Origin of the sequence: Methylovirgula ligni (assembly GCF_004135935.1) — a bacterium.
GTDB lineage: Bacteria > Pseudomonadota > Alphaproteobacteria > Rhizobiales > Beijerinckiaceae > Methylovirgula > Methylovirgula ligni.
In genome coordinates, this window is the sequence record NZ_CP025086.1 from 63,800 (window position 1) to 85,039 (window position 21,240).

At 63.0% G+C, this 21,240-nt stretch carries 16 protein-coding genes; 8 read left to right on the forward strand and 8 right to left on the reverse strand.

The genetic code is table 11. The annotated features are described in order from the left end of the window. Positions 1-9: 9 nt before the first annotated feature. Positions 10-840 (forward strand): oxidoreductase, encoded by an 831-nt coding sequence (locus tag CWB41_RS00315; RefSeq protein WP_115835948.1) that lies wholly within the window; start codon positions 10-12, stop codon positions 838-840. Here CWB41_RS00315 and pbpC read toward each other — a convergent pair whose 3' ends face one another. The 3 genes from pbpC to CWB41_RS00330 are packed head-to-tail and all read right to left on the reverse strand — an operon-like array spanning position 841 to position 8,430. Beyond that, positions 841-2,913, reverse strand: coding sequence for a penicillin-binding protein 1C (gene pbpC, locus CWB41_RS00320; RefSeq protein WP_115835947.1), 2,073 nt, complete (start codon positions 2,911-2,913; stop codon positions 841-843). Beyond that, on the reverse strand, positions 2,910-8,111 hold the full coding sequence (locus tag CWB41_RS00325) for an alpha-2-macroglobulin family protein (protein WP_115835946.1): 5,202 nt from the start codon (positions 8,109-8,111) through the stop codon (positions 2,910-2,912). The genes pbpC and CWB41_RS00325 overlap by 4 nt, the downstream gene beginning before the upstream one ends. Before the next feature lie 10 nt (positions 8,112-8,121). After that, on the reverse strand, positions 8,122-8,430 hold the full coding sequence (locus CWB41_RS00330) for a hypothetical protein (protein WP_115835945.1): 309 nt from the start codon (positions 8,428-8,430) through the stop codon (positions 8,122-8,124). A 38-nt stretch (positions 8,431-8,468) separates the two neighbouring features. Here CWB41_RS00330 and CWB41_RS00335 point away from each other — a divergent pair, with 38 nt between their 5' ends. After that, on the forward strand, positions 8,469-9,563 hold the full coding sequence (locus tag CWB41_RS00335) for a putative bifunctional lysylphosphatidylglycerol flippase/synthetase (RefSeq protein WP_245411207.1): 1,095 nt from the start codon (positions 8,469-8,471) through the stop codon (positions 9,561-9,563). A gap of 93 nt (positions 9,564-9,656) precedes the next feature. On the opposite strand, the gene CWB41_RS00340 is transcribed toward CWB41_RS00335, so the two are convergent. The 4 genes from CWB41_RS00340 to coxB are packed head-to-tail and all read right to left on the reverse strand — an operon-like array spanning position 9,657 to position 13,922. After that, entirely contained in the window at positions 9,657-10,517 is an 861-nt protein-coding gene (locus CWB41_RS00340) for a cytochrome c oxidase subunit 3 (protein ID WP_115835943.1), read from the reverse strand. Further along, positions 10,507-11,100, reverse strand: coding sequence for a cytochrome c oxidase assembly protein (locus CWB41_RS00345; protein ID WP_115835942.1), 594 nt, complete (start codon positions 11,098-11,100; stop codon positions 10,507-10,509). Before CWB41_RS00345 ends, CWB41_RS00340 begins: the two co-directional genes overlap by 11 nt. Continuing rightward, positions 11,097-12,695, reverse strand: a complete 1,599-nt coding sequence (gene ctaD, locus CWB41_RS00350; RefSeq protein WP_115835941.1) for a cytochrome c oxidase subunit I — start codon at positions 12,693-12,695, stop codon at positions 11,097-11,099. Before ctaD ends, CWB41_RS00345 begins: the two co-directional genes overlap by 4 nt. A 24-nt stretch (positions 12,696-12,719) precedes the next feature. Next, on the reverse strand, positions 12,720-13,922 hold the full coding sequence (gene coxB, locus CWB41_RS00355) for a cytochrome c oxidase subunit II (protein WP_207206619.1): 1,203 nt from the start codon (positions 13,920-13,922) through the stop codon (positions 12,720-12,722). A 411-nt stretch (positions 13,923-14,333) separates the two neighbouring features. Here coxB and CWB41_RS00360 point away from each other — a divergent pair, with 411 nt between their 5' ends. Continuing rightward, positions 14,334-14,999 carry a Crp/Fnr family transcriptional regulator gene (locus tag CWB41_RS00360; protein WP_165203885.1) on the forward strand — a complete coding sequence of 222 codons (666 nt, stop codon included), beginning with the start codon at positions 14,334-14,336 and terminating at the stop codon, positions 14,997-14,999. Positions 15,000-15,016: 17 nt separating this feature from the next. Here CWB41_RS00360 and hemN read toward each other — a convergent pair whose 3' ends face one another. Then, positions 15,017-16,339 (reverse strand): oxygen-independent coproporphyrinogen III oxidase, encoded by a 1,323-nt coding sequence (gene hemN / locus CWB41_RS00365; RefSeq protein WP_115835939.1) that lies wholly within the window; start codon positions 16,337-16,339, stop codon positions 15,017-15,019. Between the two features lie 212 nt (positions 16,340-16,551). Here hemN and CWB41_RS16445 point away from each other — a divergent pair, with 212 nt between their 5' ends. Genes CWB41_RS16445 through CWB41_RS00385 form a run of 5 tightly spaced genes read left to right on the forward strand, consistent with a single transcriptional unit; the run spans position 16,552 to position 21,238 of the window. Then, entirely contained in the window at positions 16,552-16,683 is a 132-nt protein-coding gene (locus tag CWB41_RS16445) for a hypothetical protein (RefSeq protein WP_281024143.1), read from the forward strand. A 7-nt stretch (positions 16,684-16,690) separates the two neighbouring features. After that, positions 16,691-16,780 carry a potassium-transporting ATPase subunit F gene (locus CWB41_RS00370; RefSeq protein ID WP_115835938.1) on the forward strand — a complete coding sequence of 30 codons (90 nt, stop codon included), beginning with the start codon at positions 16,691-16,693 and terminating at the stop codon, positions 16,778-16,780. An 11-nt stretch (positions 16,781-16,791) separates the two neighbouring features. Beyond that, a complete protein-coding gene (gene kdpA, locus CWB41_RS00375) occupies positions 16,792-18,519 on the forward strand; it encodes a potassium-transporting ATPase subunit KdpA (RefSeq protein ID WP_115835937.1) in 1,728 nt (575 codons plus the stop codon). 15 nt (positions 18,520-18,534) lie between these two features. Further along, positions 18,535-20,622: a potassium-transporting ATPase subunit KdpB gene (kdpB, locus tag CWB41_RS00380; RefSeq protein WP_425373904.1), complete on the forward strand. Its 2,088-nt coding sequence runs from the start codon at positions 18,535-18,537 to the stop codon at positions 20,620-20,622. A 10-nt stretch (positions 20,623-20,632) separates the two neighbouring features. Then, complete coding sequence (locus tag CWB41_RS00385) at positions 20,633-21,238, forward strand: K(+)-transporting ATPase subunit C (RefSeq protein ID WP_115835935.1); 606 nt, start codon at positions 20,633-20,635, stop codon at positions 21,236-21,238. The last annotated feature ends 2 nt before the right edge of the window (positions 21,239-21,240 follow it).

Genomic DNA, 21,240 nt, shown 5'->3' on the forward strand with positions numbered 1-21,240 from the left:
GAGCTTGAGATGAATTGGCTCATCACGGGTGTTTCCAGCGGCTTCGGCCGCGCGCTGTCGGAACTCATTCTGGAAAAAGGCGGCAAGGTCGCCGGCACGGTTCGCAAAGAGGCGGACAAAGCCGAATTCGAGAAGCTCGCGCCGGGCCGCGCCTTCGCCATTCTGCTCGATGTCACCGACGAGGCCGCGGTGCATCGCGGCGTTGCCGAAGCCGAGGAAAAGCTCGGCGGCATCGAAGTGCTCGTCAATAATGCGGGCTATGGGTTCGAGGGCGCGCTGGAAGAAGCGACGCTGGCGGATTTCCGCGCGCAGTTCGATGTCAACGTCTTCGGCGCCGTCGCGATGATGCAGGCGACCCTGCCCTATCTGCGCAGCCGCCGGGCCGGCCACATCCTCAACATCAGTTCGATGGGCGGGCTGGCGACCTTCCCCGGCATCTCCGCCTATCACGGCAGCAAGTTCGCGCTCGAAGGCATTTCGGAATCGCTCGCCAAGGAAGTGAAGCACCTCGGCATCAAGGTGACGATCATCGAGCCGGGTGGCTTCCGCACCGATTGGGCCGGGCGCTCGATGCGCCACGTCGAGCGCACGATCGAGGATTATGAACCGTCCGCGGGCTGGTCGCGCAAAAGGCTCGCCGAGCGCAACGGCCGCCAGCCGGGCGATCCGCGCAAAGCCGCGGAAGCGATGCTGCTTATTGTCGAATCGCCGGAGCCGCCGCTGCATCTCCTGCTCGGCTCGGACGCGCTGCAACTCGCCGGGGAAAAGCTCGGCGCGCTGCAGACCGAGATCATGAAATGGGCGCCGGTGTCAGCGGGGACGGATTACCCGAAGCAGTAATTATTGCAGCCGCACCTGCACGCTGTCGGACTGGCCTTTGGCGTCCATCACCGAGATGCGGGCGAAGCCTGCGCCGTCCGGCGTCCATTCTGAATCGCGGCGCGGATCGGGCGTGCCGACCGGCGCACCGTTGACCATCCAGCGGAACGGCGGCACGCCGCCTTCCGCCTTCAGCGCCAGATCGCTGCCGTCCGGCGCGGACAGGCCGAGATCGACGCGGGCGCCGTTCGGCGGATAGACGATCTTCAGCGCCTGCGTATCGCCATCGCCTGCCTCCGCCGCGTGGTCGTCACTGAGCTGGCGCAACGGCGGCGGCAGGTCGGCCGTGCGCGCGACGAGCGCATCGGCAGGCTTCGGAATGATCTCGTAAGAACTGCCGACGCGGGCAAAGGCATCGAAGAGGATTGGCGCGGCGGCAACGCGGCCGATGAGCCCCGGCACAGCGGCATTGTCCGGGCGTCCGACCCAGACGCCGATCGTATTCCTGCGATCGAAACCGACCGCCCAGGCATCGCGATAGCCATAGGAGGTGCCCGTCTTGAAAGCGAGACGGTTATAGGGCGCATTGTCCGGCGGCGGCGCACCGCGCAGAATGTCCGCAACATACCAGGCCGAGACCGGCTCGCAGATGCGCGCATGCGATGCCAGCGCGCCCAAGACGCGCTCATGCAGAGTGGGCACGCTGCCGCCGCGCGCGAGGCCCGCGTAGAGTTTGACGAGATCGGTCAGCTTGATGCCGACGCCGCCAAGCCCGATGGCGAGGCCCGGCGGTTGGTCTTCCGGCAATTCGACATCGGCGCCGGCGCTGCGCAGCCGGGCAAGAAACCGCTCCGGCCCCACGGCATTGAGCAGTTCGACAGCCGGCAGATTGAGCGACATCTGCAGCGCGTGGCGCGCCGTCACCGTACCCTCGAAGCCGAGATCGAAATCCTCCGGTGCATATTGGCCGAAATGCACCGGCCGGTCGTCGAGTACGGTTTCGGGATGGGCGACGCCGGATTCGAAGGCGAGCGCGTAGATGAAAGGCTTCAGCGCCGAGCCGGGCGAGCGCAAGGCCCTGGTCATGTCGATGGCGCCAGCACGTGAGGCCGAAAAATAATCCGCGCCGCCGACATGGGCGCGAATTTCGCCTGTCGCATTGTCGACAACGAGAATGGCGACGGAAATTCTTGGGCCCAGCCGCTGCGCGCTTTCATGCGCCAGTCTTTCCAGCGCGGCCTGCCAGCCGGCCGAGAGCGTCAGCCGATGCGTGCCGTGCTCCTTGTCGGCGCGCAGCGCCGCCTCTGCCGCATGGGGCGCCAGATGCGGAAAAGCCAGACGGCTGTGCGGCACGTTCTGCTGCATTGCCTCGTCACGTTCGGCGAGCGTGATGACGCCGCGGCGATAGGCGCGCTCCAGAACGCGGTCGCGGGCCGTCCGCGCTCGCGCCGGGAAACGATCCGGACGTCGCGCTTCCGGCGCCTGCGGCAACGCGACGAGCAGCGCCGCCTCCGCGACGCTGAGGCGCTTCGGCTCCTTGCCGAAATAGGCGAGGCTCGCCGCCCGCACGCCTTCGATATTGCCGCCGTAGGGCGCGAGGACGAAATAGAGATCGAGAATGATCGGCTTGGCATATTGCTGTTCGAGCTGCAGCGCGCGCGCCATCTGCTTCACCTTGGCGGCGGCCGATCTTTCCTTGCGCGGCTCGAGCAGACGCGCGACCTGCATCGTCAATGTCGAGCCGCCGGAGACGATCCGCCCCCGTGTCGCGAATTGCGCCGCCGCGCGGGCGAGCGCTTCGAGATCAACGCCGTGGTGCTCATAGAAGCGATGGTCCTCGTAGGCGAGCAGCATGGCGACGAAACGCGGATCGATATCCGGCAGGCTCACCGGCAGGCGCCAGCGCCCATCCGGCATGGTGAAGGCGCGCAGCAGTTTTCCGTCGCGGTCGAGAACCTCCGGCGACGTGCGCTCGCTCGTCGCGAGATCGAGCGGATGCAGGCTGGCGAAATAACCATCCCACGCCCAAGAGAGACTATAGCCCGCGGCGACGATGGCCAGGCTGAAAAGGGCGAGCCAATACCGCGGCTTCATTTCGGCGCCGCGATCGTCACCGCGCCATAGTTGGTGCGCGCATACCGCTGCGGCCGATACATATCCTGGATCGTCGCCGCCGGAGCGACATAATGGCCGGGCGTTACGGCGCGGACGATATAGGCGACGGCGAAAGTCGCCGCCGATTGGCCATCGCGATCGAAAGCCGCGACGAAGCGATCGTCGCGATATTCCGTATGCGTCGGCTGCACATCGGTCTTCACCCACGAGAGGCTGTCGACATCGCCGCCGTCATAGAGATCGGGATTGTCGATCTCAAGCCCGGCTGGCAGCGGATCGTCGAGCACCAGATGCGAATAGCTCGCGACGCTCTCCGTCACCTTCAGCGTGATGACGAGGCGATCGTTCTGCTTGATCTTCGTCGGATCGAGCGGCGTGCCGTCGAGCGAATAATAGCCGCGCTCCAAGGTATAGCCCTGCCCTGCCGCCGGCTCCGGCACGATCGGATTGCCCGAAGTCGTCAGCGCGAGGGCAACCGGCTGCTGGCCCTGATTGACGAGCTTCACCGGCGCCGCCGCGAGAGTCGAAGCGAGCCACGTCCGATAATAGGCGCCATTATGTGTCGTCCCATCGATGCCGAGCGATATCGATTGATCGCGCGCGGCCAGCGCCTCGGCTGCAAGCACCATCCAGGATTCCTCCTGCGTGCTGGCATAGGTGATCGCGTCGCGGGCGCTTTCGACGACCCGAACCGCCTTGTCAATCTGCGCGCTGTCGGCGCCGCCCTCGACCGCGAGCGTCAGAAGCCCGGCGCCATCGCGCAGACGCGAGCCGAAATCGACGCGCGTGAGGCTGTCCTTGTCGTTCGCCTGGGCAAGGCTTTGGCCCGCCGCGGCGAAGACTTTCGCTGCCCGGCCCCGGTCGCCGAGCAAGGCGAGCGCGGCAGCGATCTGCGCCCGCGCCAGCGGCGTCGTGAAGACCGGCAGCCGCGCGTCGGCGAGATAGCGCAGATCTTCCATCACCGGCTTGCCGTTGCGCGCGAGCACATAGATCGCATAGGCGAGCCCGCTGCTCTGCCCCGCTTCGACATCGCTGGTATTGGCGACGAAATTGCGCAACCGCTCCAGCGCCTGGGCGTAGGCCTGCTGCGGCACGTCATAACCTTCCTCCCGCGCGCGGGTCAGGAAATCGGTGACGAAAGCGTTGAGCCATTCGTCGCTCGCATTGTCGGACGACCAGAGCCCGAAGGCGCCGCTCGAATCCTGCCGCGCCAGCAGAATCGCAATCGCGCGATTGACGCGATCGGCAATGCCCGTATCGAAGGCGAGCGCCTTCGGATCAGCGAGCTTGCCGACATAGAGCAGCGGCATGGTGCGGCTCACGAGCTGCTCGGAACATTCGAACGGATAATCCGCGAGCGATTGCAGGAGCCCAGCCGCGTCGATGCCGGAAAGACTTGCGACGGCGGCCGAGACGCGGCCGGTGCCGGGAAGAAACTCGGCCGTCAAGTCTTTGCTCACCAGGACGGAATCGCCCGGCGCGATCTGCCGCACGATGCGGCGATAGACGCTCGACGTTCCCGCTTCGACATCGAGCGCGAAATTGCGCTCGGTGGTGAATTTCGGCCCGTGCATTTTGAAGTCGATGCTGGCGGTGCCAACACCCGTGCCGATCAGCGGAACCGAGAGCGACGTGCGCTCGGCCGCCGCGAGCTTGATCGTCCCATGCGCGTGCGCGCCGACCGTCACCGGGCCGTCCGTCGTGACCTCATAGCTATAGGCGCCCGCCTGTCCCTCGACATTGTCGATCTGCAGATAAAGCCGCGAATGATCCTTCAGCGCGAGGAAGCGCGGCAGCGTCGGTTGCACGACGACCGGATCGCGGACGATGACGTCTTCGTTGGCGCTGCCGACGCGCGTTTTCGTCCAGGCGACGGCGGCGAGCCGCATGGTGCCGTTGAACGGCGGCAGATCGAAGCCGATCTCCGCCTTGCCGTCCGCGCCGACTTTCACAACGCCGGAAAAGAGTGCCAGTGGCGCCTCCGTCGGTTTGTTGCCCTGAAGCTCGCCACCCGCATCGCCGCCGGATCGGATCGCGCCCGCGGTGCCTTGCGTTCCATCAATCAGGAAGCCGTAGAGATCGCGGATTTCCGTGGCGAGCGTGCGCTGGCCATAGAAATAGGCGCTCGGATCCGGCGTCTGATAATGAGTGAGATTGAGGATGCCGACATCGACTGCGGCGAGTGTGACATAAGCCTCGTCGCCGGGCTGAAGGCCGGCGAGCGTGACCGGCACGCTGATGTGCTCGTGCGGGCGCAGCTTTTCCGGCGCGCCGATGGCAATGTTGAGCTTGTGGCTGGCGGCGGCAATGCTGAACCACGCGAGCCCGAGCGCGCGGCCGGGATTGCGCTGCGCCGCCTGATCGAGCGGGCGATGCGCGAAGACGACCGCATAAGCGCCGGCGCCCCAATTCACGCCGACCGGAACGCTGACGATATTGTCGCCCTTCTTCACATCGACGAGCGCGGAATATTCGAGCTGATCGTTGAGGATCGCGACCGTCGCGGTACCGGCAAAGCGCGAGGCGATCTTGAGCTTCATCGCATCGCCCGGCGCGTAATCTTCCTTATCGAGCGTGACTTCGAGAAGATCGGGCGCGCCCGCCGTCGCCTCGCCGGACCAGCCGACGCCGAAGGTCACGCTGGTGGGCGCATCGTTCGGATCGGCGCTCGCGATGTCGAGACGATAATCACCGAGTTCGACCGGCGCGGCGATCTTGCCCAAAGCATCAGCGGTTAAATCGAGTGTTCCCGTGGCAACGCGGCGCGAGGATTTCACTTCCTCGAAATCCCAATGGCCATCCTGATTGTACCATTGGTAATCCGTGATCAGCCGATAGAGCGACCAGGTAAGGCCTTTGCGCGCGACCCGGGCGGCGCTGGAATTGATCGCGATGACATCGAAATTGGCTATGTCGCCGTCGCCAAGTGAGGTGAAATCCTTCTTCACCCCAATGAGGCCGCCCTTCGGCAAGATCGGCAGCGTGACATTGCGCTCGACAGCGCGTCCGCCCGGTTCGCCGACACGCAACACCACCTTGGCTTCCAGCGGCTGCGTCGCGGCGATATCGGGAATTGGCACATCGACCGCGGCATCGCCCGTGTCGTCGGTCGTGACAATCGTCGGCAGGTCTTTGCTCACCGCCTCGAAGGTCTGGTCCTGTAACCCGGCCTCATAGCCTCGGAGAACCGGCAGGCCATGGTCGCCCGCCGCCTCGACGGTCACCTCGCCTCCGACATCGAGGCCGGAGCCCGGCGCGCCGTAGAGATAGCGCGAATTGGTGTCGACCGTCGTCGTGTCCCCGGCCCGCACCTGCGTCTCGCGCGGCTTCAGCTTGAAGTCGAGGCGCTCGGGGACATAGTCCTCAACGAGAAATGTCGTCTCGCCGACCGGCGCGCCCTTGGGATCGACGTAGGCCTGCACGCGCCATGTGCCGCTCGCGCTCGACGGCAGCAGAGGCAACGCATAGCTGCGCCCGCCGGCGCCCTGATCCGCGACCAGCATGCGCCTGTATTCGACGCCATCCGGCCGCCTGGCGATGAGCGTCAGCGGCACGCCCTCCTTCGCGACGCCCTTATCGTCGCGAAGGAGGGCCGTGACATAGACCGTCTCGCCCGAGCGATAAACGCCGCGCTCCGTGAAAACCTGCGCATCGAGCGGCTGCGTCACGTCGCGACCCTTGACGCCGCGATCCGTCAGGTCGAACGCGCTTTGCTGGAGATTGAGAAAGCCGTAATCGCCTTTGCCGTCCTCGGCGACGACGAGCCCCGGCGCCAGTCCGCCGCTGCCGCGCGACAGGCCGGGCTCGAAGCGCACATAGCCGCTCGCGTCGCTCTGCTTGGTCGCTAGAATCTCATTGTCACGCGCGACGAGGCGCAACGAGATGCCGCTGAGCGGCTTCGCCGTCGTCAGCGAGCGGATGAAGACATGCAACCCGTCGCGACTCGTCAGCGCGGTGAGGCCGAGATCGGAGACGACGAACCATTGCGTCGCGACATTGCTGTAATCGTCGGCCCCCGCCTGCAAAGCGTCGGCGGGCTTGGCGGTCATGATGTAGACACCGGCCTCAAGCGTGCCCACCGCCTCCAGTACCGGGAAAGCGGTCGTCACATCCTTGTTGAGCTCGCTCGCGACATCGAGCGTGCCCTTCCAGATTTTGCGCGCGTCGCTGTCCTTGAATTGCTGCAGACGATAGGAGGAGAGCTGCGTCAGGAAATCGCTGGAGCTGATGATCGGCAGCAGGCTGCGGTCGCTGACGCGCAAAATCTGCACGGCGACTTTCTTGACATTGACGGAGACGACCGGAATGCCCTGCTGGCCGACGCGCGGCAGCACATAATTCTTGCCGGTGAAATGCACCTGCTCGGAACGGTCGCGCACATAGATGTCATAGACCGCCGTGCGCAGAAGCTGCTCGCCGACCGAGGACGGAAGTCCCTGGCGCAAGGTGATCGTATAATGCTGGCCGTGATGCAGACCATCGACGCAAATCTGCTGGTCTTCGTTCGAAACCGCCGGCCGGTCGATGCCGGCGACACTCACATAAGAGGCGAAATCGACGTGGCCACTGGCGAGCGATTCCGAGAACTGGAAGCACGCGCGCGGTGCGGCCGAGTCTTTGTCCACCTTGTATTCGAGAATACGGAAGCCGTAGGTTTCACGCTCTTTCTGATACGTCGTACGGATATCGGCATTTTCGGCAAGCGCCAGGCTCGCGTGATAGGCATTGAGCGAAGGGCGCCATAATTCGCGTTGCGCGAAGACCGCACCGAGCTGCGCCAGAGCCTGCGCCGCCGTACTCTTGTCCGGGGCCTTGGTATAAGCGAGATAGGCGGCAGTCGAAGCGGCCTGCAAAATGTCATCGGTCTTGCCGGAGGCGACCTCGGCGCGCGAGTAAGCCAGCCACGCGCCGAAATCGTCCGGCGCGATCGCGATCAATCCGGCGATCGCATGCAGCATCGCTTTGGTATCGCCCTTGGCAAGGGCCGCCGCCGCGGCTTTGCGCAGGGAATCGGGAGTTTGGTCCTTGAGATCGTCGCCGTCTTGCGCCACCTGCGCCGCGAGCCGCAGCGCATCGCTGGTGAGGTCCGAATTGCTGTAATCGCTCTGCAAGGCCGAAGCGCCGCTAGCGACAACGAGACCCAACATCAGCCCGAACAAGGCGGCGATCATGCGCATATTCGCTCCGTCAGCCCGAAGGATTCTCCAGACCGCGCAAACGCGCGGTGCGCTTTCGCAATCCGCGATCTGGCGCTTGCGGCGGTTGGCCCGGATACCAAAATAATGTGGTGATTTCGCAACGGCTGACATGATTCGGCAAGAGGACGGGCACAATCTTGGCAGCGACTCTCGACATCTCGCGGGGACGCAACAATAAGGCAATGCGTTTCAATGCCTTATAATACAAATACTCATCGCCGCATGAACCCGGTCGCGCCAATTTTGCGAAATATTTGCGCGATGCAACAGCCTTGCCCGTGGCGTATTCACGCCGCATAACCCGCCGGCCGAGCGGCTCGCAGCATGGAAAACCGAATGGCTTTGAATGAGGAAATTCGCCCGACGCAAAACCGCCGTGGCCTGAGCCGGCCGCGCAAGGCGAATCTGCATACCTGGCTGAACAGCTTTTCTTCCAAGTCGGACAGCGCGGACCATAAGCGGCGGCGGACGATCGCGACCTATATCGGCTTTTCGTTCAGCGTGGCCATCGCCGCCCTCGCTATTTTCGTCCTGATTCATACGCTCGCGCACATTAACCCCGGCCAATTGCGCGCCGCTTTCGCCGCCACGCAGAACACGCAGATCTTCGAGGCCCTGGGGCTGACGGCCGTGTCGTTCCTCGCCTTGACCGGCTATGACGGCGTCGCGCTGCTGCAATTGCGTCAGCGCGTTCCCTATACGACGACGGCCCTCGCCTCGTTCACGAGCTATGCGATCTGCTTCACGCTCGGCTTTCCGCTCATCACAGCGGGAACGGTGCGATTCTGGATTTACTCGCAGGCCGGCCTGAAGCCGGGGAAGATCGCGAGTCTCACCGTCATCGCCGGCGTCACCTATTGGCTCGGCATGGTGCTGATCCTCAGCATCGCGCTCCTGTTCCGTTCCGGCACGATCAGCCAGCTCGACCATTTCGAGCCTCAGATCAACATGCTGGTCGGGCTCGGCGCGCTTGGCGCTTTATGCGTCTATCTCGTCTGGGTTTCGATCGAGCATCGCTGGACGCGCATCCAGGGCCTGAAGCTCGAACTGCCCGGATTCAAACTGACGCTGGCGCAGGTCGTTCTGGGCGTCATCGATCTCTGCGCGGCCGCCGGCGTGCTCTATGTCCTGCTGCCGGAACCGCACAACGTCGATTTCTTCACCTTCGCGGCCGTCTATGTTTTCGCCTGCGCGCTTGGGATCGCGAGCTATGCGCCGGGCGGCATCGGCGTTTTCGAAGCAACGATGCTGAAATTCCTGCCCGTGCCGTCGCAGGAGGGCCTGCTGGCCTCGCTGCTGCTCTTCCGCATCATCTATTATCTCATCCCCTTCGTCCTCGCCTTCGCGCTGCTCGGCGCCAACGAGGGAAACCGGCGATGGGCTGATTTGCGCGAAGCGATGCGCCGCGCCAGTGAAAGGGATGCGGACTAGCCTCAACCCAAAACAAAAGAGCGTACTCCGGTTGGAGCACGCTCTCTCATTCGGGATGTCGGGGCGTGTTCCAGCCCCGGCGGACGGCTGCCGTCAGAGCCAGTAGACGAAGACGAAGAGCATCAGCCAGACGACGTCGACAAAATGCCAGTACCAGCTCACCGCCTCGAAGGCGAAATGGTGCTCGGGATTGAAATGGCCGCGCAGAATGCGCACCAGGATCGCCGTCAGCATGATGACGCCGACGGTGACATGGAAGCCGTGCAGGCCGGTCAACGCGAAGAAGGTCGCGCCATAGACACCGGAACCGAGCGTCAGGCCCAGCTTGGTATAGGCTTCGTAGAATTCGTTTGCCTGCAAAAGCAGGAAGACGACGCCGAGCGCGATCGTCGCGGCGAGCCAGAAGACGAGCGCGTCGCGCCGGTCACGCTTCAGCCAGTGATGCGCGCGCGTCACCGTCGCGCCGGAGATGAGCAGAAGCAGCGTGTTGAATGCCGGAATGCGCCAGGGATTGACGGTTTCGAAGTCCTTGCCCAACGGGCCCGATGTCGGCCACGCGCCAGCGAAATGCGGCCAGGGCGTGAAATTGACATCAAGCGCGGCGAGCGCCCGCACCGAAATTTCGCGCTCGTAGAACAGGACGCCGAACAGCGTCGCGAACAGCGTGATCTCGGAAATGATGAACCAGATCATGCCGAGCCGGAAGGAGCGGTCCTCCCAATGGTGGTAGAAGCCACCTTCGCTTTCGCTGATGACATTTCCAAGCCAGCGCACGAGGGCGAAGATGATCGTACCCAGGCCGACCAATGCGATCCATTGCCCGGCGGGATAGCCGTTGACGCGCAGCGCAAGGCCGATTGCGAGCAGCATGATCGCAAACGAGAGCAGCGCCGGATAGGGACTGGGCTTCGGGACAAAATAGCGACGGGTGGTCGCGGCTGGGTTAGCGCTCACTTTGGTTCTCCCCTCTCGACGCGGCTTCTTGCACGGCCGGAAATGCCGAATAGGACACCGTGATCGTCGTGATTTGCTTCGGCAGGTCGCGAGTCACAAAAAACACGACCGGCATGATCCGCGATTGATGCGGCGCGAGCGCCTGAGCGTGATAGCAGAAGCATTCGATCTTCTTGAAGTTTATCGCGGCCTGCTCAGGGCTCACGCTCATGATCGCCTGGCCGTATCGCAGCTCGCCGCCGAGATTGGTCGCGAGATAGGTTGCGGTGGCGGGCTCGCCGGGATGAATCTGCAAGCGGCGAACCGTCGGCTGAAATTTCCACGGGAGGCCGGGCATCACTGTGCTGGTGAATTCGACCGTCACGGTGCGGGACAGATCGACCCCGCCTACCGGCCGCGCCGTGGCCTCGCCTGTCGTGCCGTTGAGTCCCGTCGTATGGCAGAAGGTGTTATACAAAGGTACGAGAGCGAAGCCAAAGCCGAAGAAGCCGAGCGCCACGAGCAGCAGGCCGAGGGCCAGCCGCCGATGGTTCGGGCGCTGCCGGATCGGCGCTTGCCTCGGCGCGGCTTCGTTGTCGGTCATGCCACGACCGGCTGTTCGTCAAACGTATGGTGCGGCGGGGGCGAGGGCAGCGTGAATTCAAGGCCCTGCGCGCCTTCCCAGACCTGGCTCGTCGCCGGCTTGCCGAAGCCGGCCGCGGCGCGGATGACGTTGTAGACGAGAATCAATTGCGCCGCACCGAGCAGGAAGGCACCGAGGCTGGAGACCAGATTCAGCGACGCGAATTGCAGCGCGTAATCGGGAATACGACGCGGCATCCCGGCGACGCCGAGGAAGAACTGCGACATGAACGTGATGTTGAAGCCGATCATCGTCAGCCAGAAATGCAGCTTTCCGAGCGGCTCGCTATACATGCGGCCGGTGATCTTCGGCAGCCAGTAATAGATGCCGGCGATCACGCCCATGATCGGGCCGCCAAACAGCGCATAATGGAAGTGCGCGACCAGGAAAAAGCTGTTGTGATACTGCTGGTCGGCAACCGCATCGGCAAGAATGAGACCGGTCAAGCCGCCGATGCCGAAGAGCACGATGTAGCCGAGCGCGAACAGCATCGGCGTCTCGAAGGTCAGCGAGCCCTTCCAGATGGTCGCGAGCCAGCAGAAGAACAGGATGGCGAGCGGCACCGAGATTAGCATCGTCGAATACATGAAATAGAGCTGGCCCGCGACCGGCATGCCGGACGTGAACATGTGGTGCGCCCAGACCACGACCGAGAGCGCCGCGATCGCCCAATAGGAATAGACCTGCGCCTTGTAGCCGTAGATGGGCTTGCGCGCGAAAGTCGGCAGGATGTGCGAGAGGATGCCGGCGGTCGGGAACAGAAGAATATAGACCTCGGGATGGCCGAAGAACCAGAAGAGATGCTCCCAGAGCACCGGATCGCCGCCGCCAGCCGCGCTGAAGAAATGCGTGCCGAAATGACGGTCGGCGAGCAGCATCGCGCTGCCGGCGATGAGCGCCGGGAACACCGCGATCAGCAGGAACGAAGTCATCAGCCAGCTCCAGACGAAGAGCGGCAGCTTCATCATCGTCATGCCCGGCGCGCGCAAATTGAAGATGGTCACGACGATATTGATCGAGGCCATCAGCGACGAAGCGCCGAGCAGGAAGATCGCGAAGATGGCGAAATCGACGCCGGGGCCACCCTGCACCGAGAGCGGCGCGTACATCGTCCAGCCAGTATCAACCGGGCCGTTGCCGATCCCGAACAGCTTCAGGATGAAGGGAAGCACCAGAACGATCGCCGCCGGCGGCAATAGCCAGAAGCCCCAGTTGTTGAGGCGCGGCAGGGCCATGTCGGGCGCGCCGATCATCAGCGGGATGAGATAGTTCGCAAAGCCGGCCGTGACCGGCATCAGGGCGCCGAAGACCATCACGAGGCCATGCAGCGTGATGACCTGGTTATAGACTTCCGGCGTGAGAAAATGATTGGAGGGATGGATGAGCTGGGCGCGGATCAGTTCGGCGAAGAGGCCGCCCAGCAGGAACATCGTCAACCCGAACAGCATATAAAGGATGCCGATGTCCTTGTGATTGGTGGTCGTGAGCCAGCGCCCCAGGCCTTTCGGCTCGTAGTGGGCGTCGTGATGGCCGAAATCCGTGATGGCACCGCTCATCGGGTTTTCCTCTTCTCAAGCCAATTATTTTCCGCGCGCCGCTTTCACGGTGGAAGGCTGCACGACGTCGCCGGTATGGTTGCCGAAGCTGTTGCGCTCGAAAGTGATGACGGCCGCGATATCGGCGTCATTCAATTGCCCATCGAAGTTGGGCATCGGCGTGCCGGGAATGCCCTTCAGCACGATCTGGATATGCTGGTCCACCGGGCCCTCGGCGATCAAGCCGTTCTTGAAGAAGCCGCGCTGCGCGAGCAGATCCGTCATGGTCGGCGGCGCCGCGAAGGGCTTGCCAGCCGCGATCGGCGGGAAAGCGCCCGGCAGGCCAAGGCCCGTCGGCTGGTGGCAGAGCGCGCAATAGGTCGTGTAGGTCTGCTGCCCGTGCTTCAGCAGGTCTTCCTTGCTCAAGGTCGTCACGGCCGCCGCCTGGGCCGCGCTCGCTTGCGCATCGGCGACCCACTTCTTGAAATCGTCCTGCGACTTCGCTTCGACGACGATCGGCATATAGGCATGGCCGACGCCGCAGAGTTCGGCGCACTGCCCCCGATAGACGCCGGGCTTGTCGATTTTCACCCAGGTCTCGCGCAGAAAGCCGGGAACGGCGTCCTGCTTGATGCCGAAGGAGGGAATCCACCAAGCGTGAATCACGTCCGTGGAGGTCAGCAGAACGCGAACCTTCTCGCCGACCGGCAGAACCAGCGGCTTGTCGACTTCGAGCAGATAGTTCGAATCGGTCGGCGCGCCGCTGTCGCGCTGGGCCTCCGAGGTCGACAGATTGCTGACGAAGGAAATGCCCTGATCCGGATAATCGTAGTGCCAGCGCCACTGGCTGCCCGTCACCTTGATGACGAGCGCTGCGTCGTTGCGCGTGTCGGCGAGGCTGAGAACCGCGTGATAGGCTGGGATGCCCATCACAATATAGTCGATGAACATGAGCGTCAGGATCGGCAGAGCCGAGAGCGCCCATTGCAGCGGCGTCCTGGGCGCCGTGAAGGTCGCCGGCGTGTGTCCGCGGCCGCGGCGATAATGGATTACCGCGAAGAGGAGGAAGCCGAACCCGATCGTGAAGAGGATGCCAGCGATCGTCAAAAACAGGTCGTGGACGTAGAGCGTCTCACGCGCGATCGGCGTCACCGGCGTCTGGAATTCGAAGGGATTGTGAGCTTGTGCCGCTCCCGAGATCAGCATGAGAGCAGCCGATCCGAGGATAACCTGTTTTGGCTTAACCATATTTTTGACTTCTAAAAGCCCGCTGCGAGGCGAACGTTTCACACCCTGGCCTCCAAGGAAGCCGACCTTGGAATCACACGTCACGCGCACCGTGACTAGTGCGACAGGTCGCAGCGCATGGGCGATCTTTGTGTTTGACATTTCGCAATATTTTCGCGGACCAAGAGAATAGTTTCCCCAACGCGCAATGACTCGCAATTTCGTTGATCTGGATCATTGACAAAGTGCAAGACCCACTGAAAGTCTTTGTGATCATTATCGTTCGCGCCGCGCGTGAGTGGAAAAGTTCCCGCCCAACGGGAGTTGGGCGGCAAATGTCGCGAATGACGCTTGGAATTGGCACTTGGAATTTGGAAACCGGCAATAATGACTGCGAATTCTCAAACCCTACGTGTCTGCGCGCGATGCCCGATGGCGGAAATATGCGGAGCGCTCGGCAAGCAGACCCCAATCGCGCGCGATGGCGTTGGCATGTATCTCTGCCGCAAGGGCCGCTCGATTTATCACAAAGACAATGTCGGCGGCCAAGTGCATATCCTACGCGAAGGCTGGGCCTTCCGGTTCACCGTGCTGCCCAACGGGCGGCGGCAGATCATGGAGTTCCTGCTGCCCGGCGACCCTGTGCTGCTTCCCCTGCTTTTCCTGCCGCGCCTTCCCTATACGGTCCACGCCCTGACCGAGGCGATGCTCTGCACTTTCGCGCTGAAGGATTTCGGCCGTCAGGAAGTTTCCAGCGAGGCGACACGGCGCATCGAGGTCACCTGCACGGCGGGGCTGGTGCGCAGCGAAGCGCGGCTGGCGGAGATCAACCAGCGTAATTCGCAAGAGCGCACGGCCTGGCTGCTTCTTTCGCTCTATAAGGAATTGAAGGAGCGGGGCTTTGCCGAAGGCAATGTCGTTCACTTCCCGCTGAGTCTCGCTCATGTCGCGGACGCGCTCGGCATCACAGTCACGCACGCGAGCCGGACATTGGGCGCGCTGCGGCGCGAGGGCCTCATTTCACTTTCGCGCGAACGCTTGACGGTGCATCGGGAGCAGGATCTCGCCAATGTCGCCTTGCTGCCGGAGGCATCTTAAAATAGCTGCGCGCGGCGCTAGACCGCCGCCGAATGGCGCGCCGCATTGGCCGGCAGATAAGCATCGAAGGCAGCGGCGACGAGACGCAGGAACGGACGCCCCTGCTCGGTGATCGCCAGGCGGCGCCCGTCAATTGCCACCACCCCGTTCTCGGCCAGCGGCTGCAAGGCCGCGATTTCAGCGGAATAATCGCCGGGAACCTCATCGAGATCGATGGCCAGATCGCACATCAGCCGTTCGATGACCGCAGCGCGCCGCTTGTCTTCTGGCGTAAAGGCGTAGCCCTTCACCGTCGCCAAGCGCCCCGCCTCGATATTCCGTAAATAGCCCGCCACATCGACCGCGTTCTGCGCGAATCCCTGCGGCAGTCTGCTGATGGCCGAGGCGCCAAGGCCGATCAGCGCCTCGGCATCATCAACCGTATAGCCTTGAAAATTGCGATGCAGGCTTCCTCTTCGCGCCGCTTCCGCAAGCGGATCGTCAGGCAGCGCGAAATGATCGAGACCGACAGCGACATAACCAAGCGACGCCAGCGTATCGGCTGCCGCCCGCGCCTGTTCGAGTCTTTCCGCCGCGCCCGGCAATGCATCCGCCTCGATCAGCTTCTGGTGGGTTTTGAACCAGGGCACATAAGCAAAGCCGAATAGAGCGATCCGCTGCGGCGAGAGCAGCGCAGCCAGCCGGGCGCTTTCCGCAGCGTCCTCGATGCTCTGGTGCGGCAGGCCATACATCAGATCGATATTGATGTTCTCGATGCCGACACCGTGCAGCGCGCCGATCGCGCGCCCGACTTGTGCGAAGGGCTGGATGCGGCCGATCGCCTTTTGCACCTGTGGCGCGAAATCCTGCACCCCAAGGCTTGCGCGATTGACGCCAATCTCGGCCAGCGCACCCGCGAGTTCGGCCGACAAATGCCTCGGGTCGAGTTCAATCGCATGCTCGACGAGCGTCGAAAGATCAAAGGCCGCGCCGATCCGGTCGGCAATGGCCGTGAGCCATTCGGGCCCCAGAATCGAAGGCGTGCCGCCGCCCCAATGCAGATGCGTGACCCGGCGCCGGCCGAGCGCCTGCGCGACCTGTTCGATCTCGCCGACCAGCCGTTCGGCGTAGCGGTCGATCGGCCCCCGGCGCCGCACCGCTTTAGTGTGGCAGCCGCAGTAAAGGCAGATGTCCGTGCAATAAGGGACGTGGATATAAAGCGAGAGGTCCGCATCGGGCGTCAGAGCGCCAAGCCAGTGCGCATAAGCCTCCGGCCCCACGGCATCGGAGAAATGCGGCGCGGTCGGGTAGGATGTGTAACGCGGCACGTTGCGCTCGGCGAGCGCATAGATCGAACGCATTTGCGTCCGTTATCCCGAAAATCCAGCAGCGACCTTGATCCTCATCAAAAATCGATGATGCGGCGGGCCAAACTCATCATGCGCACGCCCTCATACGGCCCGCATATATGAGATTTATATTTCCGCACCTGCGAAGAGCGCTCGAACCTATATGCGCTTTGCGCCAAATCCTCGCGTAAGTCACGCAGAGCCCAGGTCGGCGAAATCGATCGATGCTTCTGAGCGTGGCCGCCGTGCGCCGCCAGGAGATCGTTCGCATGCTCTTTGACATTCTCTATCTCGCGATCGGCATCGCCGCGTTCGTGATCCTCACGCTTTACGTTTTCGTCTGCGACAGATTGTGAGCCAGCCATGATTATCGACTACGCGCTCGGCGGTCTCGCCGTGATCTTCATCCTCGCCTATCTCGTCTATGCGCTTGTGCGCCCTGAGCGATTCTGAGGAGCATCCAGATGACCATGAACGGATGGATTCAGATCTCCCTTTATTCGGTGCTGATCATCGCGATGACGAAGCCGCTTGGCTATTACATGACGCGCGTCTTTTCAGGCGAGCGGACGTTCCTCTCACCTGTCTTGAGACCGGTGGAGCGCGCCATCTACACGGTCTGCGGCGTCAACGAAGCCGAAGAGCAACATTGGGTCACCTACGCGATCGCGATGGCATTCTTCAGCGCGGCGGGTTTCGTCGCGCTTTATGCCATTCAGCGGCTGCAAGGCGTCCTGCCGTTCAATCCGCAAGGTCAGAGCGCTGTCGAGCAGAGCCTCGCCTTCAACACGTCGGTAAGTTTCATCACCAACACCAACTGGCAATCCTATGTGCCCGAAACGACCATGAGCTATTTCACGCAGATGGCCGGGTTGACGGTGCATAATTTCCTGTCCGCGGCGACCGGAATTGCACTCGCGATCGCCCTGGTTCGCGGCTTTGCGCGCCGCTCGGCGCAATCGATCGGCAATTTCTGGATCGATATGACCCGCTGCGTCCTCTACATCCTTTTGCCGGCCGCGATCGTCGTCGGGCTGTTCTTCGTTTGGCAGGGGATGCCGCAGAACCTCAACCCCTATACGACGGTGACGACGCTGGAAGACGTGAAGCAAGTCATCGCGCAGGGACCCGTCGCTTCGCAAGAAGTCATCAAGATGCTCGGCACCAACGGCGGTGGCTTCTTCAACGTCAATTCCGCGCATCCCTACGAAAACCCCAACGCGCTGACCAATTTCATCGAGATGGTCGAGATCATCGTGATCAGCGCGGCGCTGACCAATGTTTTCGGCCGGATGGTCGGCAATCAGCGCCAGGGCTGGACGATCTTCGCGGTCATGGGCGTTCTTTGTCTCGCTGGCATTACGACCGTTTATCATTCCGAAGCGCCGGGCAATCCCTCCTTTACTGCACTCCATGTCGACCAGGAGCCTTCGGCGCTCCAGGCCGGCGGCAATATGGAAGGCAAGGAGGTCCGGTTCGGCATTGCCAATTCGGCTCTGTTCACGACGGTGACGACCGATGCCTCGGAAGGCGCGGTCAATACGATGCACGACAGCCTGATGCCGCTCGGTGGTCTCGTGCCGATGGTGAACATCATGCTGGGTGAGATCGTCTTCGGCGGCGTCGGCTCCGGCCTTTACGGGATGCTGATCTTCGCCATCCTGGCCGTGTTTATCGCCGGCCTGATGGTCGGCCGCACGCCCGAATATCTCGGCAAGAAGATCGATTCGAAGGAAGTGAAAATGGCGATGCTCGCCATTCTCATCCTGCCGTTCTCGATCCTCGGCTTCACCGCGCTCGCGACAGTGCTGCCCGCAGGGCTCGCCGGACCGGAAAACGCCGGGCCGCATGGCTTCAGCGAGATTCTTTATGCCTTCACGTCGGCGACCGGCAATAACGGCAGCGCCTTCGCGGGCCTCACAGCCAACACGCCGTTCTACAACTCGACGCTGGGTCTCGCGATGTTCATCGGGCGCTTCCTGATGATCGTTCCGATGCTCGCGATCGCAGGTTCTCTCGCGGCGAAAAAGATCGTCCCGGCCTCGGCAGGCACGTTCCCAACCGACAGCGGCCTCTTCGTCGGCCTGCTCATCGGCGTCATCCTGATCACCGGCGGTCTCATCTATTTCCCCGCCGTGGCGCTCGGCCCGATCGTCGAACATCTCGCGATGAACGCCGGCACGCTCTATTAATCCAAGAGGCAATCCATGGACCAGTCCACTCGTACGAGGATGCCCGTCGCCGGTTCGGCCGACCCGCAGATTCTCATTACCGCCATCGGCGACTCGTTTAGGAAACTCGACCCCCGCCTGCTGATCCGTAACCCGGTGATGTTCACGGTGGAGGTTGTCGCGACGCTTGTCACGATCCTTTTCCTCCGCGACGTTGCTCTGGGGCATGGCCATTATGGCTTTGCCTTCCAGATCATCCTTTGGCTGTGGTTCACCGTGCTCTTCGCCAATTTCGCCGAAGCGGTGGCCGAAGGCCGCGGCAAAGCGCAGGCAGCGACTCTGCGGCGCAGCAAGACGGAATCCAACGCCAAGCTCTTACGCCTTGCCAATGGGGCGGAGAACAAAGGCACGGACTGGCGTTCGGTGCCAGCCGTCTCGCTGAAGCCGGGCGACATCGTGCTGGTCGAAGCCGGCGATCTCATCCCCAGTGACGGCGACGTGATCGAAGGCGTCGCCTCGGTCGATGAATCGGCGATCACGGGTGAATCCGCGCCGGTCATCCGCGAAAGTGGCGGCGACCGGTCGGCGGTCACCGGCGGTACGCTGGTGATCTCCGACTGGGTCAAGGTGAAGATCACCGCCGCGCAGGGCTCGACGTTCCTCGACCGCATGATCGCGCTCGTCGAAGGCGCCGAACGGCAGAAGACCCCGAACGAGATCGCGCTCAACATCCTGCTCGCCGGCCTGACGATCATTTTCGTCTTCGCCGTTGCGACAATCCCGAGCTTTGCGTCTTACGCCGGCGGCTCGACCACGGTTCTCGTGCTTGTCGCGCTGTTCGTGACGCTGATCCCGACGACGATCGGCGCCCTGCTCTCGGCCATCGGTATCGCCGGCATGGACCGGCTGGTTCGCTTCAAGGTGCTGGCCATGTCCGGCCGCGCCGTCGAGGCGGCGGGCGATGTCGATACGCTGCTGCTCGACAAGACCGGCACGATCACGCTCGGCAACCGGCAGGCGACGGCTTTCATTCCGCTCACCGGCGTCAGCGAGGCGGACCTCGCAAGCGCCGCGCAGCTCGCCTCGCTCTCCGACGAGACACCGGAAGGCCGCTCGATCGTCGTCCTCGCCAAGGAGAAGCAGGGTATTCGCGGCCGCGACTTTTCCAGCCTGCAGGCGAAGTTCATCCCCTTCTCGGCGCAGACGCGGATCAGCGGCATCGACAGCGGCGAAGGCTCGATCCGCAAGGGCGCGGTCGACGCCGTAATCGCCTATGTGCGCGGCCAGACCAAGGCCGACATTGAAGCGGCCGTGCGCGAACTGACCGCCAAGGCCGATGAGATCGCCAAGGCGGGCGCGACGCCCCTCGCCGTCGCCAAGGACGGACGCCTGCTCGGCGTCATCCACCTGAAGGACATTATCAAAGGCGGTATCAAGGAGCGCTTCCAGGAATTGCGCCGCATGGGCATCCGCACGGTCATGATCACCGGCGATAATCCGCTGACCGCCGCGGCGATCGCCGCCGAGTCCGGGGTCGATGACTTCCTCGCTCAGGCGACCCCCGAGACCAAGCTGAAGCTCATTCGTCAGGAGCAGGCCCAGGGCAAGCTCGTCGCCATGTGCGGCGATGGGACCAACGACGCGCCCGCCCTCGCGCAAGCCGACGTCGGCGTCGCCATGAACACCGGCACGATGGCGGCGCGCGAGGCTGGCAACATGGTCGACCTCGACAGCGATCCGACCAAGCTCATCGAAATCGTCGAAATCGGCAAACAATTGCTCATGACGCGCGGCGCGCTGACGACCTTCTCGATCGCCAATGATGTGGCCAAATATTTCGCCATCATCCCGGCCATGTTCCTCGCCTTCTATCCGCAGCTTCAGGCGCTGAACATCATGCACCTGCATACGCCGCAGAGCGCGATCCTGTCGGCCATTATCTTCAATGCGCTGATCATCATCGCTCTGGTGCCGCTGGCGCTCAGAGGCGTCACCTATCGCCCGCTCGGCGCCGCCCACATCCTGCGCCGCAATCTGCTGATTTACGGACTCGGGGGCATCATCGTGCCGTTCATCGGCATCAAGCTCATCGACATGGCGGTTTCCGCCATCGGCCTTGCGTGAGGTAACTCCAATGTTGAAGCAAATCCGTCCCGCCATTCTGATGATTGTACTGATGACGATCATCACCGGCCTCGCCTACCCGCTCGGTATGACCGGCATCGCCCAGGTTCTCTTTCCACATCAGGCAAACGGCAGCCTGATCGAGAGTGGCGGCAAAGTAATCGGCTCGTCGCTGATCGGCCAGAATTTCGTGAGCGACAAATATTTCCACGGTCGCCCCTCGGCGACGAGCGAGCCGGACCCGAAGGATCCGACCAAGACGATTGCCGTGCCCTATGCAGCCGACAATTCGGTCGGCTCCAATCTCGGCCCGACGTCGAAGGCCCTGATCCAGCGCGTTCAGGGTGACGCGGCGGCGCTTCATAAGGAGAACCCCTCCGTGCCGGTGCCTGTCGATCTCGTCACGACGTCTGCCAGCGGGCTCGATCCCGACATCACGCCGGCGGCTGCCTATTTCCAGGTTCCGCGCATCGCCAAGACACGGAACATCCCGGAGGCGGACCTGAAGGCGCTCGTCGCCGCACATATCGAAGAGCGGCTCCTCGGCGTAATCGGCGAGCCGCATGTTAACGTTCTCAACCTGAACCTCGCCCTTGACGCACTGAAAAAGTCCTAGGC

Excerpts from the sequence above, each read along its gene's own strand:
- CWB41_RS00315 (WP_115835948.1), top strand. The coding sequence starts at position 10 with ATGAATTGGCTCATCACGGGTGTTTCCAGCGGCTTCGGCCGCGCGCTG.
- pbpC (WP_115835947.1), bottom strand. The coding sequence starts at position 2,913 with ATGAAGCCGCGGTATTGGCTCGCCCTTTTCAGCCTGGCCATCGTCGCC.
- CWB41_RS00325 (WP_115835946.1), bottom strand. The coding sequence starts at position 8,111 with ATGCGCATGATCGCCGCCTTGTTCGGGCTGATGTTGGGTCTCGTTGTC.
- CWB41_RS00330 (WP_115835945.1), bottom strand. The coding sequence starts at position 8,430 with ATGCGGCGTGAATACGCCACGGGCAAGGCTGTTGCATCGCGCAAATAT.
- CWB41_RS00335 (WP_245411207.1), top strand. The coding sequence starts at position 8,469 with ATGGCTTTGAATGAGGAAATTCGCCCGACGCAAAACCGCCGTGGCCTG.
- CWB41_RS00345 (WP_115835942.1), bottom strand. The coding sequence starts at position 11,100 with ATGACCGACAACGAAGCCGCGCCGAGGCAAGCGCCGATCCGGCAGCGC.
- ctaD (WP_115835941.1), bottom strand. The coding sequence starts at position 12,695 with ATGAGCGGTGCCATCACGGATTTCGGCCATCACGACGCCCACTACGAG.
- coxB (WP_207206619.1), bottom strand. The coding sequence starts at position 13,922 with ATGGTTAAGCCAAAACAGGTTATCCTCGGATCGGCTGCTCTCATGCTG.
- CWB41_RS00360 (WP_165203885.1), top strand. The coding sequence starts at position 14,334 with ATGGCGGAAATATGCGGAGCGCTCGGCAAGCAGACCCCAATCGCGCGC.
- hemN (WP_115835939.1), bottom strand. The coding sequence starts at position 16,339 with ATGCGTTCGATCTATGCGCTCGCCGAGCGCAACGTGCCGCGTTACACA.
- CWB41_RS16445 (WP_281024143.1), top strand. The coding sequence starts at position 16,552 with ATGCTTCTGAGCGTGGCCGCCGTGCGCCGCCAGGAGATCGTTCGCATG.
- CWB41_RS00370 (WP_115835938.1), top strand. The coding sequence starts at position 16,691 with ATGATTATCGACTACGCGCTCGGCGGTCTCGCCGTGATCTTCATCCTC.
- kdpA (WP_115835937.1), top strand. The coding sequence starts at position 16,792 with ATGACCATGAACGGATGGATTCAGATCTCCCTTTATTCGGTGCTGATC.
- kdpB (WP_425373904.1), top strand. The coding sequence starts at position 18,535 with ATGGACCAGTCCACTCGTACGAGGATGCCCGTCGCCGGTTCGGCCGAC.
- CWB41_RS00385 (WP_115835935.1), top strand. The coding sequence starts at position 20,633 with ATGTTGAAGCAAATCCGTCCCGCCATTCTGATGATTGTACTGATGACG.